This is a genomic window from Fibrobacter sp. UWH4, assembly GCF_900142475.1.
Classification (GTDB): domain Bacteria; phylum Fibrobacterota; class Fibrobacteria; order Fibrobacterales; family Fibrobacteraceae; genus Fibrobacter.
Genome location: NZ_FRAY01000008.1, coordinates 69,048 through 88,448, shown reverse-complemented (window position 1 = coordinate 88,448; position 19,401 = coordinate 69,048). Strand labels below are relative to the sequence as shown.

Genomic DNA, 19,401 nt, shown 5'->3' with positions numbered 1-19,401 from the left:
CAAAAAATATGATTTTTTTTGCGGATCTCTTTTGTTTCCCCATGCAACGCATCAATACAGGACCAAATTGTTGATATCCGTTCAAAATACATACATAATATAAACATTTTATTAACATTAAAAATATCCACCCCCAAAGACTAGAGGTGGACTGTTAATAAATTTTGGTTTTTTGTTTCCGCCGCGGAATATGCAGGCGGAACTTTTTCGTTAAAACTTCACGGTACGCGGAGCCGCAGTGAAGCTGTAGAACGTAGCGGTCGCATCCTTGAAGTAGAGCGTTTCGGTATTGTCGTCGTCGGGGGAGTACATCGACTTGAGCTCGGGGTAGTGCTCCAGCATGTCGACCTTCGGTTCGCGGCGGTCGTCGCGGACGAGTGTTCCGGCGACGCGGACCCATTCGTTACCGGCCTTGTTCATCGCGCAGATTTCGACCTTGCCATTCTTCTGGATCTGCTTGGAACAGTCCTTGGACTTGCCGGTCTGGATATAGAGCTTGCCCTCGAAAATGTTGGCGGTACCGAACGGGCGAACACGCGGCTGGTCACCGTCGGCCGTCGCGAGGAAATACGCACCGCAATCCTTGAGAAATTTTACGACTTCTTCCATGAGAATCTTCCTTTTTTAAAACAATTCATACCGGACATTCTCCGGCTTTCTACTTGAATTAAATATACAAAAATAGTAGGTAATGACCAGTGAAAACTCCAATGATTTCGACAAAGCGCCTTAAATCACGAATGAATTCATCTCGTCTCAACCCCTTCTTACCGTCTACTGCCTACTGTTTCTCTATACAATTTTTCCATCTCCTCGCCAAAACAGCAGAAAATGACCTTCTTGACTTTTTGCGCCGGGAAGTCCCGAACCGTCTTCACGGCAATCTCGGTAGCGGCTTCCCAGGGGTAGCCATAAACTCCACAAGAAATAGCGGGGAAGGCGACCGTCTCGCAGCCGTTCTCCTCGGCCAAATCGAGACAGCTTTTATAGCAAGATTCCAAAAGTGCAGGTTCGCCATGTTGACCATCCCGATAAACTGGCCCCGGAATATGGATCACAAACTTCGCCGGAAGCCTGAACCCGGGGGTGATTTTCGCCTTGCCCGTCTCGCATCCGTTCAGGGGGATGCACGCCCTCAAGAGTTCCGGACCTGCCGCCCGATGAATGGCGCCATCGACACCGCCACCACCTAAAAGCGAACAGTTTGCTGCATTCACAATCGCATCTACAGTCAGCTTGGTGATGTCGCCCTGGATAACTTCAATCTCAATCATATTGACCTCCAAGAATAATATAGATAATTAGCTATTCGCAGTCAGGAATGTCATTCTGGAGTGCAACGATAGAATCCAAAGGAACTGATGCAACAGAATAAATTGAAAAATGTTTCACGTGGAACTTTAACAACAATTTTTTATATATTAGAATTATTGGAGGTTAGTCTATGAAATTTCAAATATTCACATTTATCGTTATAACGATGGTGGCATTGTCAAGTGCGCAACTCCTGCCTCCAAAAAAAACGGAAAGCATTCCGAAAATCGATAGTGCCCTTGTATTCAGGGTCAACTATGGCGACGAATCGGCTCCGATAGACGCTCCTCAAAAAGAGGAGGAACCGACAACGGAACCAACCAGAGGAAAAAGCCATAGCGGTTTCGATTTCAAGAGTTCCTTGATAATGACAGGAATTTGCGCCACCGAAACAATCCTTTCAAAAGGGGCAAGCGCCAATTCCCTTTGCTTTCGTGGCCAGCCGTAAGGTTCTAAAAGAATGAAAATTGAACACGTCGCCATCTGGGCGAAAGACATCGACAAGGTCTGCGAATTCTACCGAAAGTATTTCGGCGGGGTAGTTCACCCGATTTACCACAATCCGGCAAAGCAGTTCACTAGTCGATTCGTCACCTTCGAAAGTGGCGCCCGGTTGGAGGTGATGCACCGCCCCGACATCTGTCTAACAACAGGTAACGCAAATGAAGAACATCTCGGTTTTGTCCATCTTTCCTTTTCGGTCGGTTCAAAAGAAGAGGTAGACCGACTCACCCGGCAAATGTCCGATGACGATATTCGGGTGTTAGGGGAGCCCCGGACCACCGGCGATGGGTACTATGAAAGCGTCGTCCTCGATCCCGAAGGCAATAGGGTAGAGATTACTATCTAGTACCACATTATAAATAGCATTACTAAAAAGATTGCAGCAACAAGAGAGCAACACATAAAAGCTTCCCTAAAAGACGTTCACTTTTAATATAGCTTCATTACCCTGACAAAGATTGTCAAAATGAAGTTCAATGTTTTATTCACCTTGCAATGTTGGGAGCTCTAACATTTTTTATGCGAGGAATATAATCAACATCAAAAATGTTCATCGTCTAGACGAGCCTGGCTGCGTCGGCCAAGGCGGCCTTTCGCAAAAGTGTGCAAATGAGTGTCGCATCGGCAAATTCATTTGCCGATATGACCGAATGAAGCCACGGACGCCATAGGCGTCAACTCCGAGTTGGGTTCTCTCCTTACGAAGACCATGCGCACTAAACACTAAAAGTGCTAAGTGCTGTCCGCCCTCCCTGCATTTCTTTTCATTTAAAAACTATATTAAGTGATATGAGGAGAATGTTCCACGTGAAACTTAAGGTATCATTCATCATAGTTATTATGGCATTTTTGAATGCCCATTCGGTTGATTGCATCCGACACACGTTTGATTATTTCGCAACGGACTTTCAGGATCACGCCCTCATCATGCCCGGCGAAACGTTGCCGGATAGTCTCTATCAGGAGCAAAACGGGCTGGTCTATACCATCAAATATCACTGGACAGGCAATTACCTCGACAGTATGAACCTGTACCAATCTTGCCTTGCCCGCAATGTCGAAAAAAGATCCACCTACATTCCCGATTGGGAAATCGACTCCACCAAGGTCGGCAAGGTCACGAAATACGACTGGAAATCTCTGAAAGACGGATGGCACTTTACGGTCTACCGCGGAAAAGATTCCGTCTATATCGATAATGACAATGAACAGCATCAGATATTCTACCTCAAAAACGATACCATTTACGAAGTCAACAACTGGGTTCCCAGGAATTTAAAAACATACCGCGACCCGAACAACGAAAGCAAGTGCAGCCGGAAAAGTGACAAAGGATTCATCATCGACACCTACGAATATGAAATGAAGGGAAACACCCTCATCCAGAAATCAATCAAGTTCGACCACAAAAAGTACTTCAAAGCCCCCGGCCCCTGCATGGGCGGAAATGAATATACCACTATATATTATAGGAAGTAACACTCACCTCACCATGTTGGGACTTTGACTTTGTCAAAGTCCTACACCCATCGGTCAGCAAATGAAAAAATGCAAGCATTTTTTCGCTTTCTGACCTCGGTTGTGTTCCACGTGAAACCTTATGAGGCGAGTGAAGCAGAAACAAGCAAGCTTGTTTCTCCCCGCAGAGGATAACTCAACTACGAAACTAAAGTTTCGAGTTTCGTATATATTTCCGAGCCGATTAAGGTAGGACACGAAGTGTCCCAACATTTGCGTGGAATACAATCAATATCAAAAAATGCTCAATGTCTGGACGAGCCTGGCTGCGTCGGCCACAACCGATCAAGGCGAGTGCCGTGGCCATACTTGTATGGTCATGGCTGAGCCGTAAGGTTGGCGCTTGCGCCAGGAATGGGAGGGTGCAGGGAGGGAACCGTGCGGCCTTCGCATAAGTGTGCAAATGAGTGTCGCATTGACAAATTCATTTGTCGATATGACCGAATGAAGCCACGGACGCCATAGGCGTCAACTCCGAGCTGGGTTCTCTCCTTACGAAGACCATGCGCACTAAGCACTAAAAGTGCTAAGTGCTATCCGCCCTCCCGCAAATAAAAGAATTATTCTGATTTTCTTAAGAAGTGTGAATCCTATTCACACAAAATCCACATTTATCAAAAACTTATCCACGGATATTTTTAAAAAGTGAAAGGGCGCCCGCCCTTTTTTCTTGTATTCACAAATCATAATACTAAATTATGTTCGGAATGTTCTATCAAAAATGTTCCACGTGAAACACAACCAAGGTTTCCAAGCAAAAATGTGCTTGCACATTTTTATTTGAGAACCGCAGGGTGTAGGACTTTGACCTAGTCAAAGTCCCAACATCTAAAAGATGTTGTTTTCACCGAATTCAAATTTTTAGGTTTTCATTGAATTACAGAGAAAACAAAAATCAGCAGAATCTCTTGAACCAGTTCCTAGCGGAACATGGTGTGCAGCTGTCCGAAGATGTTCTGGGCAAGCTTTATGATTTTGCGGACTTGGTGGTAAACACCAAGCAGTTCGGCAACCTGATTTCGGCAAAGGACTCCGAAAAATTTTTGAGCCGCCACATCGCAGATTCCCTCGTTCCCTATATATATATAGTGAAGGGTGGATTGCAAGACAATTCAACTCCGAATTCCTCACTCCTCAAAGCGACCGAAGGGAGCGACCTCATACCCCACACCTGTAAGTGGGCCGATATGGGTGCCGGTGCAGGTTGCCCGATTTTCCCGCTGGCCATCGTGATGCCCGAAGTAGAATTCTTTGCCGTCGAACCCCGCCACATGCGCGTGGAGTTCATGAACTTCGCCAAGGAAAAACTCGGTCTCAAGAACTTGACCGTCGTGGGCAAGCGCTTCGAAACTTCGGGACTTGCCTATCTGGATTTTGTGAGTTGCCGCGCACTCTCGACTTTCGAAAACGACTGGGAACGTGCCCAGCCGGGACTCAAGCGTGGCGGTAAATTCATCACGCTGAAAAGTTTCAACAATATTGTTCACCTGGAATCAAATCCGGAAGTACACATATATAAATATGCACTCCCGCAGGAAGAACAAGTTTACGCCTTAGTCACTCGAGGTAATGAATGAGTAAAGTGATAGCAGTCTGCAACCAGAAAGGTGGCGTGGGCAAGACCACGACAGCCGTGAACCTGGCTGCCAGTTATGCCGCATTGGAAAAGAAGACTCTCCTTATCGACATGGACCCGCAGGGTAACGCGTCGCAGGGTCTCGGCTACAACGAGATGCAGGATGTGGATATCCACGAAGTCCTGAACATGGCCGACAATCCGGACAATATTACCTACGACAATATCAAGGAAGCTATCCTCGACACGAGCCTCGACTACCTCAAGGTCATCACTTCCGGACCGGATCTTGCCGTCATGGAAATTGAACTGGTGAACGCCATGAGCCGCGAACATCGTCTCGAACGCGTGATGAATGTTCTCAAGCAGGCTTTCGAATTCATCATCATCGACGCACCCCCGAGTCTGAACCTTTTGACGCTGAACGTGCTTACCGCCGCCACCAGCGTTCTGATTCCGGTGCAGTGCGAATACTACGCCCTGCAGGGAATGACCGAACTTTTCAAGACGATCCGCGAGGTCCAGAAGAACCTGAACGCCAACTTGAAAATCGAAGGTGCATTGCTCACCATGTACGATTCCCGCCTGAGCCTCTGCAAGCAGGTCGCCGAAGAAGTCCGTGACAACCTGAGCGATACCGTGTTCCAGGCAATGATCCCGAGAAACGTGAAACTCTCCGAAGCACCGAGCCACGGCAAGCCCGCCATCCTTTACGATGTGCAGAGCAGCGGTGCGCAGGCCTACATGAAACTCGCCGAGGAAATACTAAATAAGGGAAAATAAGTTACTAGTCATTCTCGAGCGAAGGGAGGCCAGACAGCACATAGGTACTTGTATCTTAGTGCGCATGACCTTCAGGGGAAATCCAATACTGGTTCCCGTCGCTACGCTCCAGGATGACACATTCGTGTCACTCTCTACTTCTAACTGACAACTAAATTATTATGGGTAAAAAGTCTTTAGCACTGGGTCGCAGCCTTTCCGATATCCTTAAGGATCATTTCGCTCCGGGAGCATCCGAAATTCAACAGTCCACACAGCCCGGTGAAAACAATTCACAATCCGTCGAAAATAGTGCGCAAAACAATGCCGCTAATTCTGCCGCTGTTGACAACTCCGAAAAGATTGTTGAACTGAACGTAGAACTCATCGACCCGAACCCGTTCCAGCCGCGCAAGATTTTCAGCGACGACGAACTGGTGGAACTCGCCGAATCCATCGAGCAGCACGGGCTTATCCAGGCAATCGTCGTCCGCAAGGTTGGCGACCGTTACCAGCTGATTAGCGGTGAACGCCGTACCCGCGCCACCAGGCTCGCCGGACTCCCGACCATCAAGGCCCAGGTTTACGAAAATGTGGGCGACAAGGCGATGGCCGAATGGGCTCTTATCGAAAATATTCAACGTGTCGACCTGAACCCGGTCGAAGTGGCCCGTTCCTATCAACAATTAATTGACAATCACGGTTACACGCACGAAGACCTGTCCAAAATTGTGAGCAAGTCCCGCTCTGCAATTACCAACAGTCTCCGTCTCCTCAAGCTCCCGGAAGTAGTCCTTTTGTGGATAGAGGAAGGAAAAATTTCCGGCGGTGCCGCACGCGCCCTTTGCAGCGACAAGATCGAAAATCCCGAAGAAGTCGCGAAGCGCGTCATCGAAGAAGGCCTGAACGTCCGCCAGATCGAGGCGATTGCTAGGGGAGAAGATCCGGCCCTTCGACAGGCTCAGGGACCTGATGAATCGTCGCAGTCTGCCGAAGTGGAAGCTGACGAACAGCCGGAAGTCCACAAGCCCGAAGTCGAAGCCAAGCCTAAGCCGGAACTCAGCGCCGACATGAAACAGTTCGAGTCCCGCCTCGAAACATTCTTCGGTACCAAGGTGCAACTGAACCCCAGCGCTTCCAACCAATCCAGGGGTACTATCGTTATTAACTATTATTCCATGGACGACCTCACCCGAATCCAAGAACTCATGGAAAACCGATAGGCGAAAATGAAAGGCAAGTACTACATCGTCCAGATTATCCCGGAAGATTCCAAGGAAATCAAGAAGTACCGCGTCAACACCAAGTGGTTCACGCTGCTCAAGATTTTCCTGGTCGTAGTTGTAGTCGCGGCGGGTTTCATTATTTATAATGCGGCCCGTATCGGGCACACGCTCGTAAACTACGAAAAAATCCGCACGGCGAACGCCCAGCTCGTAAAGCAGAACGCAAACTACGAGGAACTTTTCTCGCGAATTGATTCGCTCTGGGTCCTGGAAGAACGCATCCAGAATATCCTCGGTACCTTCATCGAGAACGATTCCAACAAGATCAACAGCCTGATCGACAAGAACCGTTTCGCCCATACGCCCTCCGAAAAGATCAACGTCGACTACGAAGGGATCAACGGCTGGAAACCGATGGAAGAAAAGATCCGTCTGGAACATATCCCGAACGTGATACCTGTCGTCGGAATCGTGAGCAAGAAATTCAGCGAGGAAAACGACCACCTGGGCACCGACTTTTCGGCGCAACCGGGCGACCCCGTCTTCGCGTCGGGTAGCGGCATCGTGGAATTCGCCGGATCCAAGGATGAACTCGGGAACACGATTGTTATCAACCACCAGAACGGGTATGTGACAAGTTATTCACACCTGAAGGATATCCGTACCCGCAAGGGCCGCACCGTCGGCAAGGGTGAAATTATCGGGACCGTCGGCAATACCGGAAACTCCAGCGCACCGCACCTGCATTACACCATTACGCAGAACGGCAAGGAAATGGACCCGGAACTGTTTATAAACTATTAAGCATTTACAAACCAAGAGGAAAAAATGGCTACAAAAGAACAGGAAATCACTCAGATCGGTCATAGCGTGACCATCAAGGGCGACATCAGCGGCAAGAGCGACGTCCGTGTCGCCGGCACCATCAACGGAAGCATCTCCATCGAAGGCGAGCTCATCGTGGAACGCCAGGGCCTGGTTGAAGCCGAAATCAAGACGACTACCGCCGTTATCGCGGGTACGGTCAAGGGCAACATCGACGTGAGCGAAAAGCTCATCCTCGAGAGCTCCTCCCAGTTCGTCGGCAACATCAAGACCAAGCAGCTCATTATCCAGGAAGGTGCCATTTTCCAGGGTAACTGCCAGATGGGTCTCAGAAATGCAGGTGAAAAGCCCGCCCCCGCTCCCAAGAAGGAGATCAATCTCTAATTCACACCTATACTATTATTTTCCGTATATTTATATAAATAGTAATAGTAATTGGTTGAGTGAATAGTGGATAGAATTGTGGAAACGGATTCATAACTTTATGATGGTCAAAAAGTTACAGATTTAAAATTATTGACTATAAATGTTGAAAACTTTAAATCTGTCCACTTTTTTCAATGTTGATAAGTGTTGAACCTCAGTTTTCAATATCAATTCACAGGGAATAGACAATCAGATGTTAAAAATTGTGACGAAATTCGCTTTTTGGGCATGATTTAGGTCACATTTTGCAATAAAGTTGTAAAATCGCGCTTCCATCTGTTGTTTAAAAGTTATATTATACAGACAAAATGTCGTCCAAGGTATTAAAGATAGGTCAAATTTCCGATATGCACATCGGAGAAGACGAAAGTCTGGTGCAGGGCATCGATGTCCGCGCCAACTTCCGCAAGGCGATAGAATCTAAGTCCATGACGGACCTGGATCTGCTTGTGCTATCTGGCGACCTGGCAAACGAGGATGCCGAACCCGGCGCCTACAGTTATTTTGCCGATTTCATCAAGAGCTATCCTGTTCCCGTGTGCATTATCCCGGGAAACCACGACCGTATCGAGGTCATGGAAAAGTTCTTCGACCTGGAAGGCAAGGTCCACAACGGCAAGTGCTACTACCGTTACGATCTTTTGGGCAGGAGCATCTTTTTCCTGGATAGCGCCTGTGGCGATGTCTCGAGCGAGCAGCTCGAATGGCTCAGGGCCGAAACGGCCAAGGTCCAGGATGAAGTCATCCTGTTTATGCACCATCCTCCCTGTTTCTGCGGTCACCGCTTTATGGACTTGCGCTACCACCTGAGGAACATGGTGGAAGTCCAGGAGACGCTTTCCGCAATCCCGAACCTGACGCATATTTTCACGGGACATTACCATGCCCAGTTCGAAGTGAACATGGGTAGGCAGATTGTTCACGTGGCACCTTCGACACAGATGCAGATTGACCCGAATATGCCCTATTTTAACTTGCAAAGTGCCTCTCCGGGCTGGCATGTGATTGAATGGGGAAAAAATTTTGTAGAAACTGAAGTTTATTTTGAATAACCCCTTGAAATTTTAAAACTATTTGACTAAATTTGGGAAAAATTTGGCGGCTTAGCTCAGTTGGTAGAGCGTCGGAATCATAATCCGCAGGTCTGTGGTTCGAGCCCACAAGCCGCTAGTATTTTGAAAAAGAGGCTGATATGTCAAGACGAATCCTAAAAGTGGCGTTATTGATGATCGCCTCTTTTTTCGTAGCGGCAGTGTTCACTGCTTGCGATAGCGCGGACCAGGATGTTCCTGAAATGACCCAGGTGCAGTCGTCTGCTCCGAAGACCGCTCCTATCGTGAAGGTCGATTCCTTTACCGCTCCCGCCACCTCCGTGATTACCGCCGAAAAGGCGAAGTACTACGTGAAGGCGAGTGCCGCCCTCGTGGAACTGGGAGTGCGTTGGTCCGAACGTATAGACAAGGCGACCAACGATACCGAAAAAATCCAGATTCTGAATGCCTACAACGTGGCCCGCGACCAGCTTTGCGCACGCGTCGGTCTCGCCGGCATTGCCGAATACAACTGGATTACCAAGGTCGCGCTCCCTGATCCGAAGAATAAGGCCACCTTCGAAAACGCGGGCCTCAAGACCGCTAATTAAGACCGCTAATTAATTTTAGACTGCGGGTATTAGGTTATAGGATTGCTGAAAGGCAGTCCTTTTTTTTGCATCTTTTTTTGGCTTGGTACAGGCTAAAATGGCGATGTGTGTGCATTTGACCTGTACTGGTGTGCCTAAAATGAAAAAAACTGCATTCAATTTTTTTAATTTGCGGTAGTATGCAGACGGCGAAACATTTTTTTAGTCTCGAGGGAATCGACGGTTCCGGAAAGTCGACGCAGATCGACAAGCTGATTGAAGTGCTCACCAGCGAAGGTTATTCGGTGGTGAAGCTGCGTGAACCGGGCGGTGCGAAAATTTCCGAAGGTATCCGCGAACTTCTGTTGGATCCTGCGTTCAAGGGAATCATGGGTGACAAGACGGAACTTCTGCTGTACAACGCGGCGCGTGCCCAGGTGATTCACGAGGTGATTCAGCCGGCGCTCGATGCAGGCAAGATCGTGATCGCCGACCGTTTCGCATGGAGCACCTTTGCGTATCAGGGGTATGCTCGCGGACTGGGCACCGAGCTGGTGCAGCGCCTTACGGAAATCACTTGCGGAGGGTGCTTCCCCGAACTGACGGTGGTGCTGGACCTGACGGTGGAGGCGAGCCGCGCTCGCACCGCAAGGCGGGGCGAGGCACCCGATCGACTGGAGAGCGAGAAGGCCGACTTTTTCGAGCGGGTGCGCCAAGGCTACTTGGCCGCGGCCCGTGACTACAGCGACTGCGTTGCGGTTGTCAATTCCGATCGCGAACCCGATAAGGTATTCGCCGATTTGTACAAGTTAATCAAGTCCCGTTTGTAAATTCATCCTGGAATCACTCCTGCGTTTCACCTGGTCGCCGAAGCCCATTGCGAAGCATGTCATTCTGGAGGTCTGTAAGGCCGACGGAATCCATCCTGGAATCACTCCTGCGTTTCACCTGGTCGCCGAAGTCCATTGTGTTGCATGTCATTCTGGAGGTCATAAGACCGACGGAATCCATACTTACGAACACTTGATACACCGGTATACAAAATTGGCGCTTTTTCTATACCACCCCTTGAAAAAACAATTTATTTTCTACTTTGAAAGTTAAATTGGTTGCGTCATTCCGATGCCGAAGTGCGAACCGGAAAGACGAAAAGGGATGATTATGTTCAAAAAAATCTTGACAATGTGTGCCGTAGGCTCTGCGGCATTGTTTGCTGAACCTCTGCTCACCAACGGCGACTTGTCTTATGGCGACGGCGGTTGGTATGTCTGGAATAACCCCGATGGTCCTGCCAAGTTCGAACAGCAAATCGGGGTGATGGGCCTCGGCGTCGATGGCAGCGAAGGCGTAAAGATTACCGTGACCGATCTTCCGAATCCGTCGTGGGGACTCCAGTTGCAGCCGCCCAAGTGGCTTGCCGATTCCGCCTACTACACGCTCACTTTCAAGGCGAAAGGCAACATGCCCATCAACGCGATTATCCAAGGCGGGCCTCCCGACTACCGTCAGAAAGAAAGCGCCTCGTTCATGCTGACCAAGGACTGGAAGACTTTTTCCATGACCTTCCTTGCCGATCAGAAAGGCTACGGCCTGAATAACGTCACGTTCCACGTGGGTCTTGCCAAGGGCTGGATGCAGATGGACGATGTCGAGATCGAGAAGGTTGAAGGCATGGATGACATGACCTGGTACAACAATTCCGCCGCACGCATCGACAGCCTGCGCAAAAAGGAATTGACCGTGAAGGCGACGCCGGGTGCCCAGGTGAAGGTGGAGCTCATGCGCCATGCGTTCCCGTTCGGTACGGCCCTCGCGCTTTACCCCTCCAAGGACAGCGTAGAACAGTGGTACCGCAAGACTGCCAATAAGTATTTCTGGTACGGCGTTCCCGAAAACCAGTTCAAGTGGCCGGAATACGAACCCAAGAAGGGCAAGATCCGCCGCGATGAATTCAAGCAGTACCTCGATTACGTGAAGGACTACAACTGGGGATTCCGCGCTCACACCCTTATGTGGGGTATCCAGGGTTACGGCTACGACAAGCATTTCAGTCTCAAGGGTAGCTGCAAGGAAATCGGCCAGAAACTCAAGGCCCGCATCGACCGCGACATGAAGGAATACAAGGGCCGCATCAAGGAATACGATGTATGGAACGAAGTCTTCCACGAACCGTTTGTGTTCAACAAGTGCGGCTGGGATCTGCTGGATTCCGCTCACGTATGGGCGCACCGTGCCGACCCCGATGCGCGACTCTTCATCAATGAATACAACGTAATCGTCGCGGGTGAAACCGACCGCCTTTACGATATCGTCAAGGGAATGCTCGACCGCAAGGTTCCCGTACACGGCATCGGCGTGCAGTGCCACTTTGGCGACCGTCAGTTGAATCCGGCCTTCATTAAGGCCCGTTTCGACAAGCTCGGCTCCCTCGGCCTCCCCATCAAGGTGACCGAACTTGACTTTGGCGACTGGCAGAAGGGCATGTACTTCGGCGAAGACGAACAGGCCCGCCGCTATGAAATGTTCCTGCGCATCGCATTCAGCCACCCGGCGGTAGAAGGCATTGTGCTGTGGGGTTTCTGGGATAACCGCCACTGGGTCAAGAACGGAGGCATCATCGCTGCTGATGGCCGCGAAAAGCCTGCCGCCAAGCTCATCTATGACTTGTGGCACAAGGTGTGGACCACCAACGGAACGTTCAAGGCCGACGAAAACGGTGTCGTGAAGTTCCGCGGCTACCCCGGCAAGTACAAAGTAACTGTCGATGGCAAGTCCGAAATGGTTGAGTTGAAGTAGAGCTTAGTCGGTAGAACTTAGAGCTTAGAATTATTTGAAGATGCTCCCACGCGGGGGCATTTTTTTCTATTATGAGCAAATAAACCTAAGTGAGGAAACAATGAAGAGTTCTTATAAAATGGCAGCTACATGCGCCCTGACTTTCGCCTTGGCATTCACCGCCTGCGACGATTCCACCTCGGCCAGCGACAACGGCGGCAACGGCGGTACAAACGCGCCTTGCACCGATGCCATCCAGGCGGAGTGTCCCGAAACACTTGAAGCGGGCACTATTTGTGACAATCGCGATGGAAAAATCTACAAGATAACGACTGTCGGGTCGCAGGTCTGGATGGCGGAAAATTTGAACTACTTTTCCTGCAACATCAAGGATGCCAGCTGGTGCTACGAAGACAAGCCCGAAAACTGCGACAAGTACGGCCGCCTGTACAGCTGGACGGCGGCGATGGGAATTGATAAATCCTACCAGACTGAGTACGCGAACCTGACCGGGGTGCAGCGCGGCAACTGCCCCGAAGGATTCCACATGCCATCCGAGGCGGAATGGAGCGATTTCTACGACTTCGTATCGAATTACGCCATCGAACAGAGCAACGACGAAGGTGCGGTTGTCCGCGCCAAGGGTGCGTGGCCGAACGAATCGTATTACCCGGCAACGGACGATTTCGGATTTGCGATGCTGCCTGCAGGAGAAAAATCCTTCACCGGCTATAAGGAACTTGGCGAAAAGGCATTTTTCTGGACAGTGGACGAAGACCATCGCGATGTTGTCGGTGGTCCCCGCAATGTCGGCATCTGGACCGTGTCGAGCATGTTCGGCTTCGGCGGCGGCTCGCTCATGAAGGACGAAGGCCTCTCCGTGCGCTGCATTAAGGACTAAAAATTTCCGCATAAACGAAAACACCCCGCGATACAATCGCGGGGTGTTCGCTTTAAAAGGAGATCCCCGCCTTCTCCCCAAAGGGGATAACTCTACTATGGCAACAAGTTGCCAAGTATCGTATAGCGGGGATGACATACGACTAGTAGTTGCGCAGAGCGCATTACTTGTCGCCTCGGTCATGCCAGACTGCAAGCAGTCTGACGCGACACTCGGCTCCTAGTAATTTTCAGCAGTGACTTCGAAGAAGGACTGCGGGTGGGCGCATACGGGGCATGCGGCCGGAGCCTTGGTGCCAACGACAATGTGACCGCAGTTGCGGCATTCCCACACCTTGACTTCGCTCTTTTCGAACACGGCTGCAGTTTCCACGTTCTTGAGGAGTGCGCGGTAGCGTTCTTCGTGGCGCTTTTCGATTGCGGCGACCATGCGGAACTTGTTGGCGAGAGCCTTGAAGCCTTCTTCTTCGGCAGTCTTCGCGAAACCTTCGTACATGTCGGTCCATTCGTAGTTTTCGCCTTCGGCGGCTTCCTTCAAATTCGCGGCGGTGTCTCCGATACCGTCCAATTCCTTGAACCAAAGCTTGGCGTGTTCCTTTTCGTTGTCTGCGGTTTTCAGGAACAGTTCAGCGATCTGTTCGTAACCTTCTTTCTTGGCGCAGCTTGCAAAGTAGGTGTACTTGTTGCGAGCCTGGGATTCGCCTGCGAAGGCGGCCTGAAGGTTCTTTTCGGTCTGGGTTCCGGCATACTTGTTTGCCATAAATTCCTCTCTTGGTTGAAGTGTCTCGGAAAGAATATACATTTTTTTAGGCCGTCCTACGCAAAAAAAAGTCCAATCGGAGTCTTTTTTCTGCAAAATAATATATATCTAAACAAAAAGGAGGCCTTTTATGACCCTCATGATTATCCAGCTCTTGATTGTACTATTGGCACTTTACGTGGGCTCGCGTTACGGGAGCCTCGCCCTTGGCGCGATTTCGGGAATCGGTCTTGCGATTCTCGTGCTCGGCTTCGGCCTGCAGCCCGGCAAACCGCCTACCGATGTCATTTACATCATCATCGCGGCGGTGACCTGCGCAGGCATTCTGCAGGCATCGGGCGGCATGGATTGGCTGATCCAGATTGCGGAGCGCCTGTTGCGCAAGCATCCGAACCACATCACGATTTTGGCTCCGCTCTGCACGTTCTTCCTCACGGTTCTCGTGGGCACCGGCCACGTGGTTTACACCCTTATGCCGATTATCTGCGACATCTCGCTCAAGAAGGGCATCCGCCCGGAACGCCCCTGCGGCGTGGCCTCCGTCGCATCACAGGTGGGCATTACCTGCTCGCCCATTGCAGCAGCCGTCGCCTCGTTCGTGATTATCTCAAACGCAAACGGGTTCAACATCAACAACCTGCAGGTCATCGCGATTACGATTCCCGCGTGCCTTTGCGGCCTCATGGCCGCGGCAGCCGTCTCGTACAAGCGCGGGCTCGACCTCGACAAGGACCCGGCATTCCAGGCCCGCCTCAAGGACCCGCAGATGAAGGAATACATGTACGGGAATACCGCTTCCGTGCTCGACAAGGAAGTCTCCAAGGAAGCGAAGCGCGCCGTGTTCATTTTCCTCGGTGCTCTCGCCGTCATCGTATTCTTCTCCATTATGCAGATTGCGGGCCACGACATTCGCCCCAAGTTCCCTACAGGTAAAGTAATTGACGGCGTGGCGCAAATGAAGCCGCTCGCCATGAACATCATCATCCAGATTGTAATGATAACGGCCGCGGCGTTCATGGTTATCTGCTGCAAGGCGAATTCCAAGAAGGCCGTGGCGGGCGCCGTGTGGCAGAGCGGCATGGTCGCCGTCGTCGCCATTTACGGAATCGCCTGGCTCGCCGACACCTACTTCGCGAACTACATGGACGTGATGCAGAGCGGTCTCAAGGACATCGTGCAACATTACCCATGGGCAATCGCGTTTGCGTTCTTCGCGGTGAGTGTGCTCATCAACTCGCAGGGCGCGGTGGTGGTTGCCATGCTCCCGCTCGCCTATAGCCTCGGCATCGAAGGCCCTGTGCTCCTGGGCGTGCTCCCGAGCGTGTACGGGTATTTCTTTATCCCGAACTACCCCTCGGACATTGCGACCGTGAACTTCGACCGCTCGGGCACAACCGTCATCGGCAAGTACCTATTGAACCACAGTTTCATGCGCCCAGGCATGGTGAGCGTTATCGTCTCAACTATCGTCGGAACAATCCTGGTGAAGATTTTCTACTAGCTGTTTTCATAACGAACCAAGATTTTCAACTTTGCGCGACTCCACGCAGGTCGTTTGTTGTATATTTATTGTCGAATATTTTACTCCAGGCAAGACCTGGGCCTTTTTTTAATCACCCTTTAACCGGCCAAAAGGCGGTATTTATGCTGATAGAAAAGATTGTATCCCCGGCAGATGTGAAGAAGATGGACATGGAAAGCCTCAAGGCGCTCGCGGCAGAAATTCGCACGGCGCTTTTGAACAAGATTTCAAAATGCGGCGGGCACTTGGCGCCAAACCTCGGATTCGTGGAGCCGACCATCGCATTGCATTACGTTTTTGAATCGCCCAAGGACAAGATTGTCTACGACGTTAGCCACCAGAGTTACACCCACAAAATTTTGACAGGCCGCGCCGAAGCTTTCCTCAATCCGGACAAGTACTGGAGCGTCACGGGATATACCGAACCCTGCGAAAGCGAACACGACCAGTTCATGATTGGTCACACCTCGACTTCCGTGAGCCTTGCACTTGGGCTTGCAACCGCACGCGATATCAAGGGCGAAAAGGGCAACGTGATTGCAGTAATCGGCGACGGTTCCCTGAGCGGCGGCGAAGCATTCGAAGGCCTCGACAACGCCGGCGAATATGCGACGAACTTTATCGTGGTGGTGAACGATAACGAAATGTCCATCGCCGAAAACCACGGCGGACTTTACGGGAGCCTCGCAGAACTCCGCGCCACGCAGGGCAAGAGCGAAAACAATTACTTCAAGAGCCTCGGCTTTGACTACCTGTATGTAGAACAAGGTAACGATATCGAATCGCTCATCGCCGCGTTCAAGCAGGTGAAGGATTCTACAAAGCCCGTGGTGGTGCACATTCACACGCTCAAGGGCAAGGGCTACAGCTTCGCCGAAAACGCGAAGGAAGGCTTCCACTGGGCAGCCCCCTTTGACATTCCGACCGGCATCGTGAACTGGGGTAGCGGCGAATCTTACGGCGCAATCCTCGGCGACTACCTGATGAAAAAAATCAAGGCGGACCCGAAGGTTGTCGTGATTCATTCCGCAGTACCCGCAGGCATCGGCTTCTTTGCCGACCGCCGTAAAGAAGCAGGCAAGCAATTCATTGATGTGGGCATCGCCGAAGAGCACGCCGTCGCACTCGCCTCGGGCCTTGCCAAGGGTGGTGCGAAGCCGATTTACAGCACACACAGCACGTTCATCCAGCGCACCTACGACCAGCTTTCGCAGGACCTGTGCGCAAACAACAACCCGGCCACATTGCTCATTACCATGTCGGGCGCCGATGGCATGAACGACACCACGCACCTCTGCATTTTCGACATCCCGATGATGAGCAACATCCCGAACCTAGTGTACCTTTGCCCCACCTGCGTAGAAGAGGCCATCGCCATGATGGATTACGCGATTGACCAGACAGAACACCCGATGGCCATCCGCATACCGAACGGGGTTGCACATAGGAATGTCCCATTCGATAAGGACTATTCCAAGTTGAATACGTACAAAGTAGATAAGCGGGGAAGCAAGGTGGCGCTCATCGGTCTCGGCAGCTACTACGCCCTTGCCGAAGAAACCGCCGCGGAACTTGCAAAGCAGGGAATCGACGCCACCATCATCAACCCGCGATTTGCGACAGGCATCGACTGCGAAGTGTTGGAAGGCCTGCGTGCCGACCACCAGGTAGTTGTGACGCTCGAAAACGGCGTGGTCGACGGAGGCTTCGGCGAAAAGATTGCACGCTTCTACGGCAACAGCGACATGCGCGTTCTGGTAAAGGGCCTCAAGAAGGAATTCTACGACAAGGTGTCCTACGGCGAACTTATGGAACGTAACCGCCTCACGCCCAAGCAGATTGCGGAAGATATTTTAAATAGACCCTAAATTGGGTTTTAAAACTACAATTTCTGAATTAAAAACCCATTATAGGGTTGTTTTATAGACAGAAATTTAGTATATTTAAGATAGATATCCAGGAGGTCGACATGTACAGGACAACACCGCTTACAGAACAAATCGCTCTCAAGGAGCTTGGCGAACGCATCCGTGCGCACCGCATCGCCCTGGACCTCTCGCGCGAAGCCCTCGCCGAAAAGGCGGGCATCGGCAAAAATACATTGGTGCGACTCGAAATGGGCCAGAGCGTAAGCCTCTCGCACCTTGTCAAGGTACTGTTGCAATTTGGATTTGCAGAATCGCTTGTCAACACTGTTCCCGACTACAGCCGTAGCCCCATGATGCTCCTCCGCGAATCGCAAAAGCTGCCCCAGCGCAAACGTGCCGGTCGCAAGAAGAAGGCTGCCGCCAATGCGCCCTGGGTATGGGGAGAGGACAAATGACCTCCGTCGAGGTTAAGCTCTGGGGAACGACCGTCGGGGCGCTCTACCAAAAAGAGGGAGACGAATTCGCCTCTTTCGAATATGCTCCGGACTTCACACGCAGCGGCATAGAACCGGCGCCGGCCACCATGCCCGTACGCGGTGGCACCATCTACCGCTTTCCGGACCTTTCTCCCGCCACTTTCCGCAGGCTGCCGGGACTATTCGCCGATTCCGTTCCCGACAAGTTCGGCAACAAGATTATCGACCAGTGGCTTGTCCAGAACGGCAGGGACCCTAAGAGCTTTACCGCACTCGAACGGCTCTGCTACACCGGCTCGCGCGGCATGGGTGCACTCGAGTTCTACCCCGTCATGGGTCCCGACCCCGTCAAGAGCGAACCCCTCGAAATTGAAAGACTTCGCACCCTTGCGGCAAACATCTTGGACCAACGCAAAAAAGTAAAGGTCAGGCTCCGCGAGAAAGACGCGTTCGAACAGATTGTCCGTGTCGGGACATCTGCCGGAGGCGCCCGCGCAAAGGTTCTCATCGCTTATGACGATTCTACAGGAACCGTGCTCTCGGGGCAAGTCCGCGCCCCCGAAGGATACGGCTACTGGCTTCTAAAATTCGACGACATCGAGAACAACCGCGACAAGGAAAACGCCGACCCGGCAGGTTTCGGGGCGCTTGAATACACCTACAGCCAAATCGCAAAAGAAGCGGGAATCCAGATGATGGAATGCCGCCTGCTGGAAGACGGCGACCATAGGCATTTCATGACGCGCCGCTTCGACCGCACCGAAAACGGCGGCAAACTGCACTACCAGTCGCTTACGGCCATCGCGCACTACGACTTCAACATTGCAGGGGCGTACAGTTACGAACAGGCCTTCGCCATCGCAAGGCAAATCGGGCTTTCCACCGCCGACATCGAACAGATGTACCGCAGGGCCGTATTCAACATATGTGCGAGGAATCAAGACGACCATACGAAAAACATCGGCTTCTTGATGAACAAGCGTGGCAACTGGTCGCTCGCCCCCGCCTTCGATGTCACCTACGCCTACAACCCCGCCGGTCGCTGGACCGGAACGCACCAGATGACCTTCAACGGCAAACGCGAAAAATTCACCTTCGACGACTTCAAGGCAGTGGCAAAAAGCGCGGGCCTCGTACAGGGGCGCTACAAGCGAATCCTCGAGCAGGTGCAAGACGCCCTCGCAGACTTCAAGAAACGCTCCAAGTCAAACGACGTCCCCAAGAAACTCGTTCAGGAAGTTGCGAAAAATTTAATTAAATTTTAAAGACCCTAAATTAGGTCTTTAAAGTATATTTTTGAAAGTAAAATCCTAAATTTGGGTTTTAGA

21 protein-coding genes and 1 tRNA gene are annotated in these 19,401 nt (G+C 51.2%); 18 read left to right on the top strand and 4 right to left on the bottom strand.

Annotated features, from left to right (window positions below):
* Positions 1-210 precede the first annotated feature (210 nt).
* Together BUA93_RS13285 and BUA93_RS13280 are read right to left on the bottom strand one after the other, a co-directional pair.
* Complete coding sequence (locus BUA93_RS13285; RefSeq protein ID WP_072980185.1) at positions 211-609, bottom strand: pyridoxamine 5'-phosphate oxidase family protein; 399 nt, start codon at positions 607-609, stop codon at positions 211-213.
* Positions 610-767: 158 nt separating this feature from the next.
* Positions 768-1,274 carry an O-acetyl-ADP-ribose deacetylase gene (locus BUA93_RS13280; protein WP_072980226.1) on the bottom strand — a complete coding sequence of 169 codons (507 nt, stop codon included), beginning with the start codon at positions 1,272-1,274 and terminating at the stop codon, positions 768-770.
* Between the two features lie 170 nt (positions 1,275-1,444).
* Here BUA93_RS13280 and BUA93_RS13275 point away from each other — a divergent pair, with 170 nt between their 5' ends.
* From BUA93_RS13275 to tmk, 12 genes are all read left to right on the top strand, one after another.
* The gene (locus BUA93_RS13275) at positions 1,445-1,762 is read left to right on the top strand and encodes a hypothetical protein (RefSeq protein ID WP_072980183.1); all 318 of its coding nucleotides are present in this window, start codon (positions 1,445-1,447) and stop codon (positions 1,760-1,762) included.
* Between the two features lie 12 nt (positions 1,763-1,774).
* Entirely contained in the window at positions 1,775-2,164 is a 390-nt protein-coding gene (locus BUA93_RS13270; protein ID WP_072980181.1) for a VOC family protein, read from the top strand.
* 443 nt (positions 2,165-2,607) lie between these two features.
* The gene (locus tag BUA93_RS13265) at positions 2,608-3,297 is read left to right on the top strand and encodes a hypothetical protein (RefSeq protein WP_139258093.1); all 690 of its coding nucleotides are present in this window, start codon (positions 2,608-2,610) and stop codon (positions 3,295-3,297) included.
* Positions 3,298-4,208: 911 nt separating this feature from the next.
* Entirely contained in the window at positions 4,209-4,913 is a 705-nt protein-coding gene (locus tag BUA93_RS13260; protein ID WP_072980177.1) for a 16S rRNA (guanine(527)-N(7))-methyltransferase RsmG, read from the top strand.
* Positions 4,910-5,695 (top strand): ParA family protein, encoded by a 786-nt coding sequence (locus tag BUA93_RS13255; RefSeq protein WP_072980175.1) that lies wholly within the window; start codon positions 4,910-4,912, stop codon positions 5,693-5,695. Before BUA93_RS13260 ends, BUA93_RS13255 begins: the two co-directional genes overlap by 4 nt.
* 161 nt (positions 5,696-5,856) lie before the next feature.
* Positions 5,857-6,897, top strand: coding sequence for a ParB/RepB/Spo0J family partition protein (locus BUA93_RS13250; protein WP_072980173.1), 1,041 nt, complete (start codon positions 5,857-5,859; stop codon positions 6,895-6,897).
* Positions 6,898-6,903: 6 nt separating this feature from the next.
* Positions 6,904-7,704, top strand: a complete 801-nt coding sequence (locus BUA93_RS13245; RefSeq protein WP_072980171.1) for a M23 family metallopeptidase — start codon at positions 6,904-6,906, stop codon at positions 7,702-7,704.
* A gap of 24 nt (positions 7,705-7,728) precedes the next feature.
* Positions 7,729-8,109, top strand: a complete 381-nt coding sequence (locus BUA93_RS13240; RefSeq protein WP_072980169.1) for a bactofilin family protein — start codon at positions 7,729-7,731, stop codon at positions 8,107-8,109.
* A gap of 350 nt (positions 8,110-8,459) precedes the next feature.
* Positions 8,460-9,203, top strand: coding sequence for a metallophosphoesterase family protein (locus tag BUA93_RS13235; RefSeq protein ID WP_072980167.1), 744 nt, complete (start codon positions 8,460-8,462; stop codon positions 9,201-9,203).
* Positions 9,204-9,248: 45 nt separating this feature from the next.
* Positions 9,249-9,321 (top strand) — tRNA-Met (locus BUA93_RS13230).
* 22 nt (positions 9,322-9,343) lie between these two features.
* Positions 9,344-9,793, top strand: a complete 450-nt coding sequence (locus BUA93_RS13225) for a hypothetical protein (protein WP_072980165.1) — start codon at positions 9,344-9,346, stop codon at positions 9,791-9,793.
* A gap of 179 nt (positions 9,794-9,972) precedes the next feature.
* Positions 9,973-10,602, top strand: coding sequence for a dTMP kinase (tmk, locus tag BUA93_RS13220; RefSeq protein WP_072980164.1), 630 nt, complete (start codon positions 9,973-9,975; stop codon positions 10,600-10,602).
* Between the two features lie 13 nt (positions 10,603-10,615).
* On the opposite strand, the gene BUA93_RS16030 is transcribed toward tmk, so the two are convergent.
* Positions 10,616-10,795 (bottom strand): hypothetical protein, encoded by a 180-nt coding sequence (locus BUA93_RS16030; RefSeq protein WP_139258091.1) that lies wholly within the window; start codon positions 10,793-10,795, stop codon positions 10,616-10,618.
* 138 nt (positions 10,796-10,933) lie between these two features.
* Between BUA93_RS16030 and BUA93_RS13215 the strand changes: the two genes are divergently transcribed.
* The gene (locus BUA93_RS13215; protein ID WP_175547452.1) at positions 10,934-12,568 is read left to right on the top strand and encodes an endo-1,4-beta-xylanase; all 1,635 of its coding nucleotides are present in this window, start codon (positions 10,934-10,936) and stop codon (positions 12,566-12,568) included.
* 118 nt (positions 12,569-12,686) lie between these two features.
* On the top strand, positions 12,687-13,448 hold the full coding sequence (locus BUA93_RS13210) for an FISUMP domain-containing protein (protein WP_175547451.1): 762 nt from the start codon (positions 12,687-12,689) through the stop codon (positions 13,446-13,448).
* A gap of 219 nt (positions 13,449-13,667) precedes the next feature.
* On the opposite strand, the gene rbr is transcribed toward BUA93_RS13210, so the two are convergent.
* The gene (rbr, locus tag BUA93_RS13205; protein WP_072980158.1) at positions 13,668-14,207 is read right to left on the bottom strand and encodes a rubrerythrin; all 540 of its coding nucleotides are present in this window, start codon (positions 14,205-14,207) and stop codon (positions 13,668-13,670) included.
* A 130-nt stretch (positions 14,208-14,337) separates the two neighbouring features.
* Here rbr and BUA93_RS13200 point away from each other — a divergent pair, with 130 nt between their 5' ends.
* The 4 genes from BUA93_RS13200 (at position 14,338) to BUA93_RS13185 (ending at position 19,338) form a co-directional block, all read left to right on the top strand.
* A complete protein-coding gene (locus BUA93_RS13200; RefSeq protein ID WP_072980156.1) occupies positions 14,338-15,708 on the top strand; it encodes an anaerobic C4-dicarboxylate transporter in 1,371 nt (456 codons plus the stop codon).
* A 143-nt stretch (positions 15,709-15,851) separates the two neighbouring features.
* The gene (locus BUA93_RS13195) at positions 15,852-17,597 is read left to right on the top strand and encodes a 1-deoxy-D-xylulose-5-phosphate synthase (protein WP_072980154.1); all 1,746 of its coding nucleotides are present in this window, start codon (positions 15,852-15,854) and stop codon (positions 17,595-17,597) included.
* A gap of 101 nt (positions 17,598-17,698) precedes the next feature.
* Positions 17,699-18,052, top strand: coding sequence for a helix-turn-helix domain-containing protein (locus BUA93_RS13190; protein WP_072980152.1), 354 nt, complete (start codon positions 17,699-17,701; stop codon positions 18,050-18,052).
* Positions 18,049-19,338 carry a type II toxin-antitoxin system HipA family toxin gene (locus BUA93_RS13185; protein ID WP_072980150.1) on the top strand — a complete coding sequence of 430 codons (1,290 nt, stop codon included), beginning with the start codon at positions 18,049-18,051 and terminating at the stop codon, positions 19,336-19,338. Before BUA93_RS13190 ends, BUA93_RS13185 begins: the two co-directional genes overlap by 4 nt.
* The last annotated feature ends 63 nt before the right edge of the window (positions 19,339-19,401 follow it).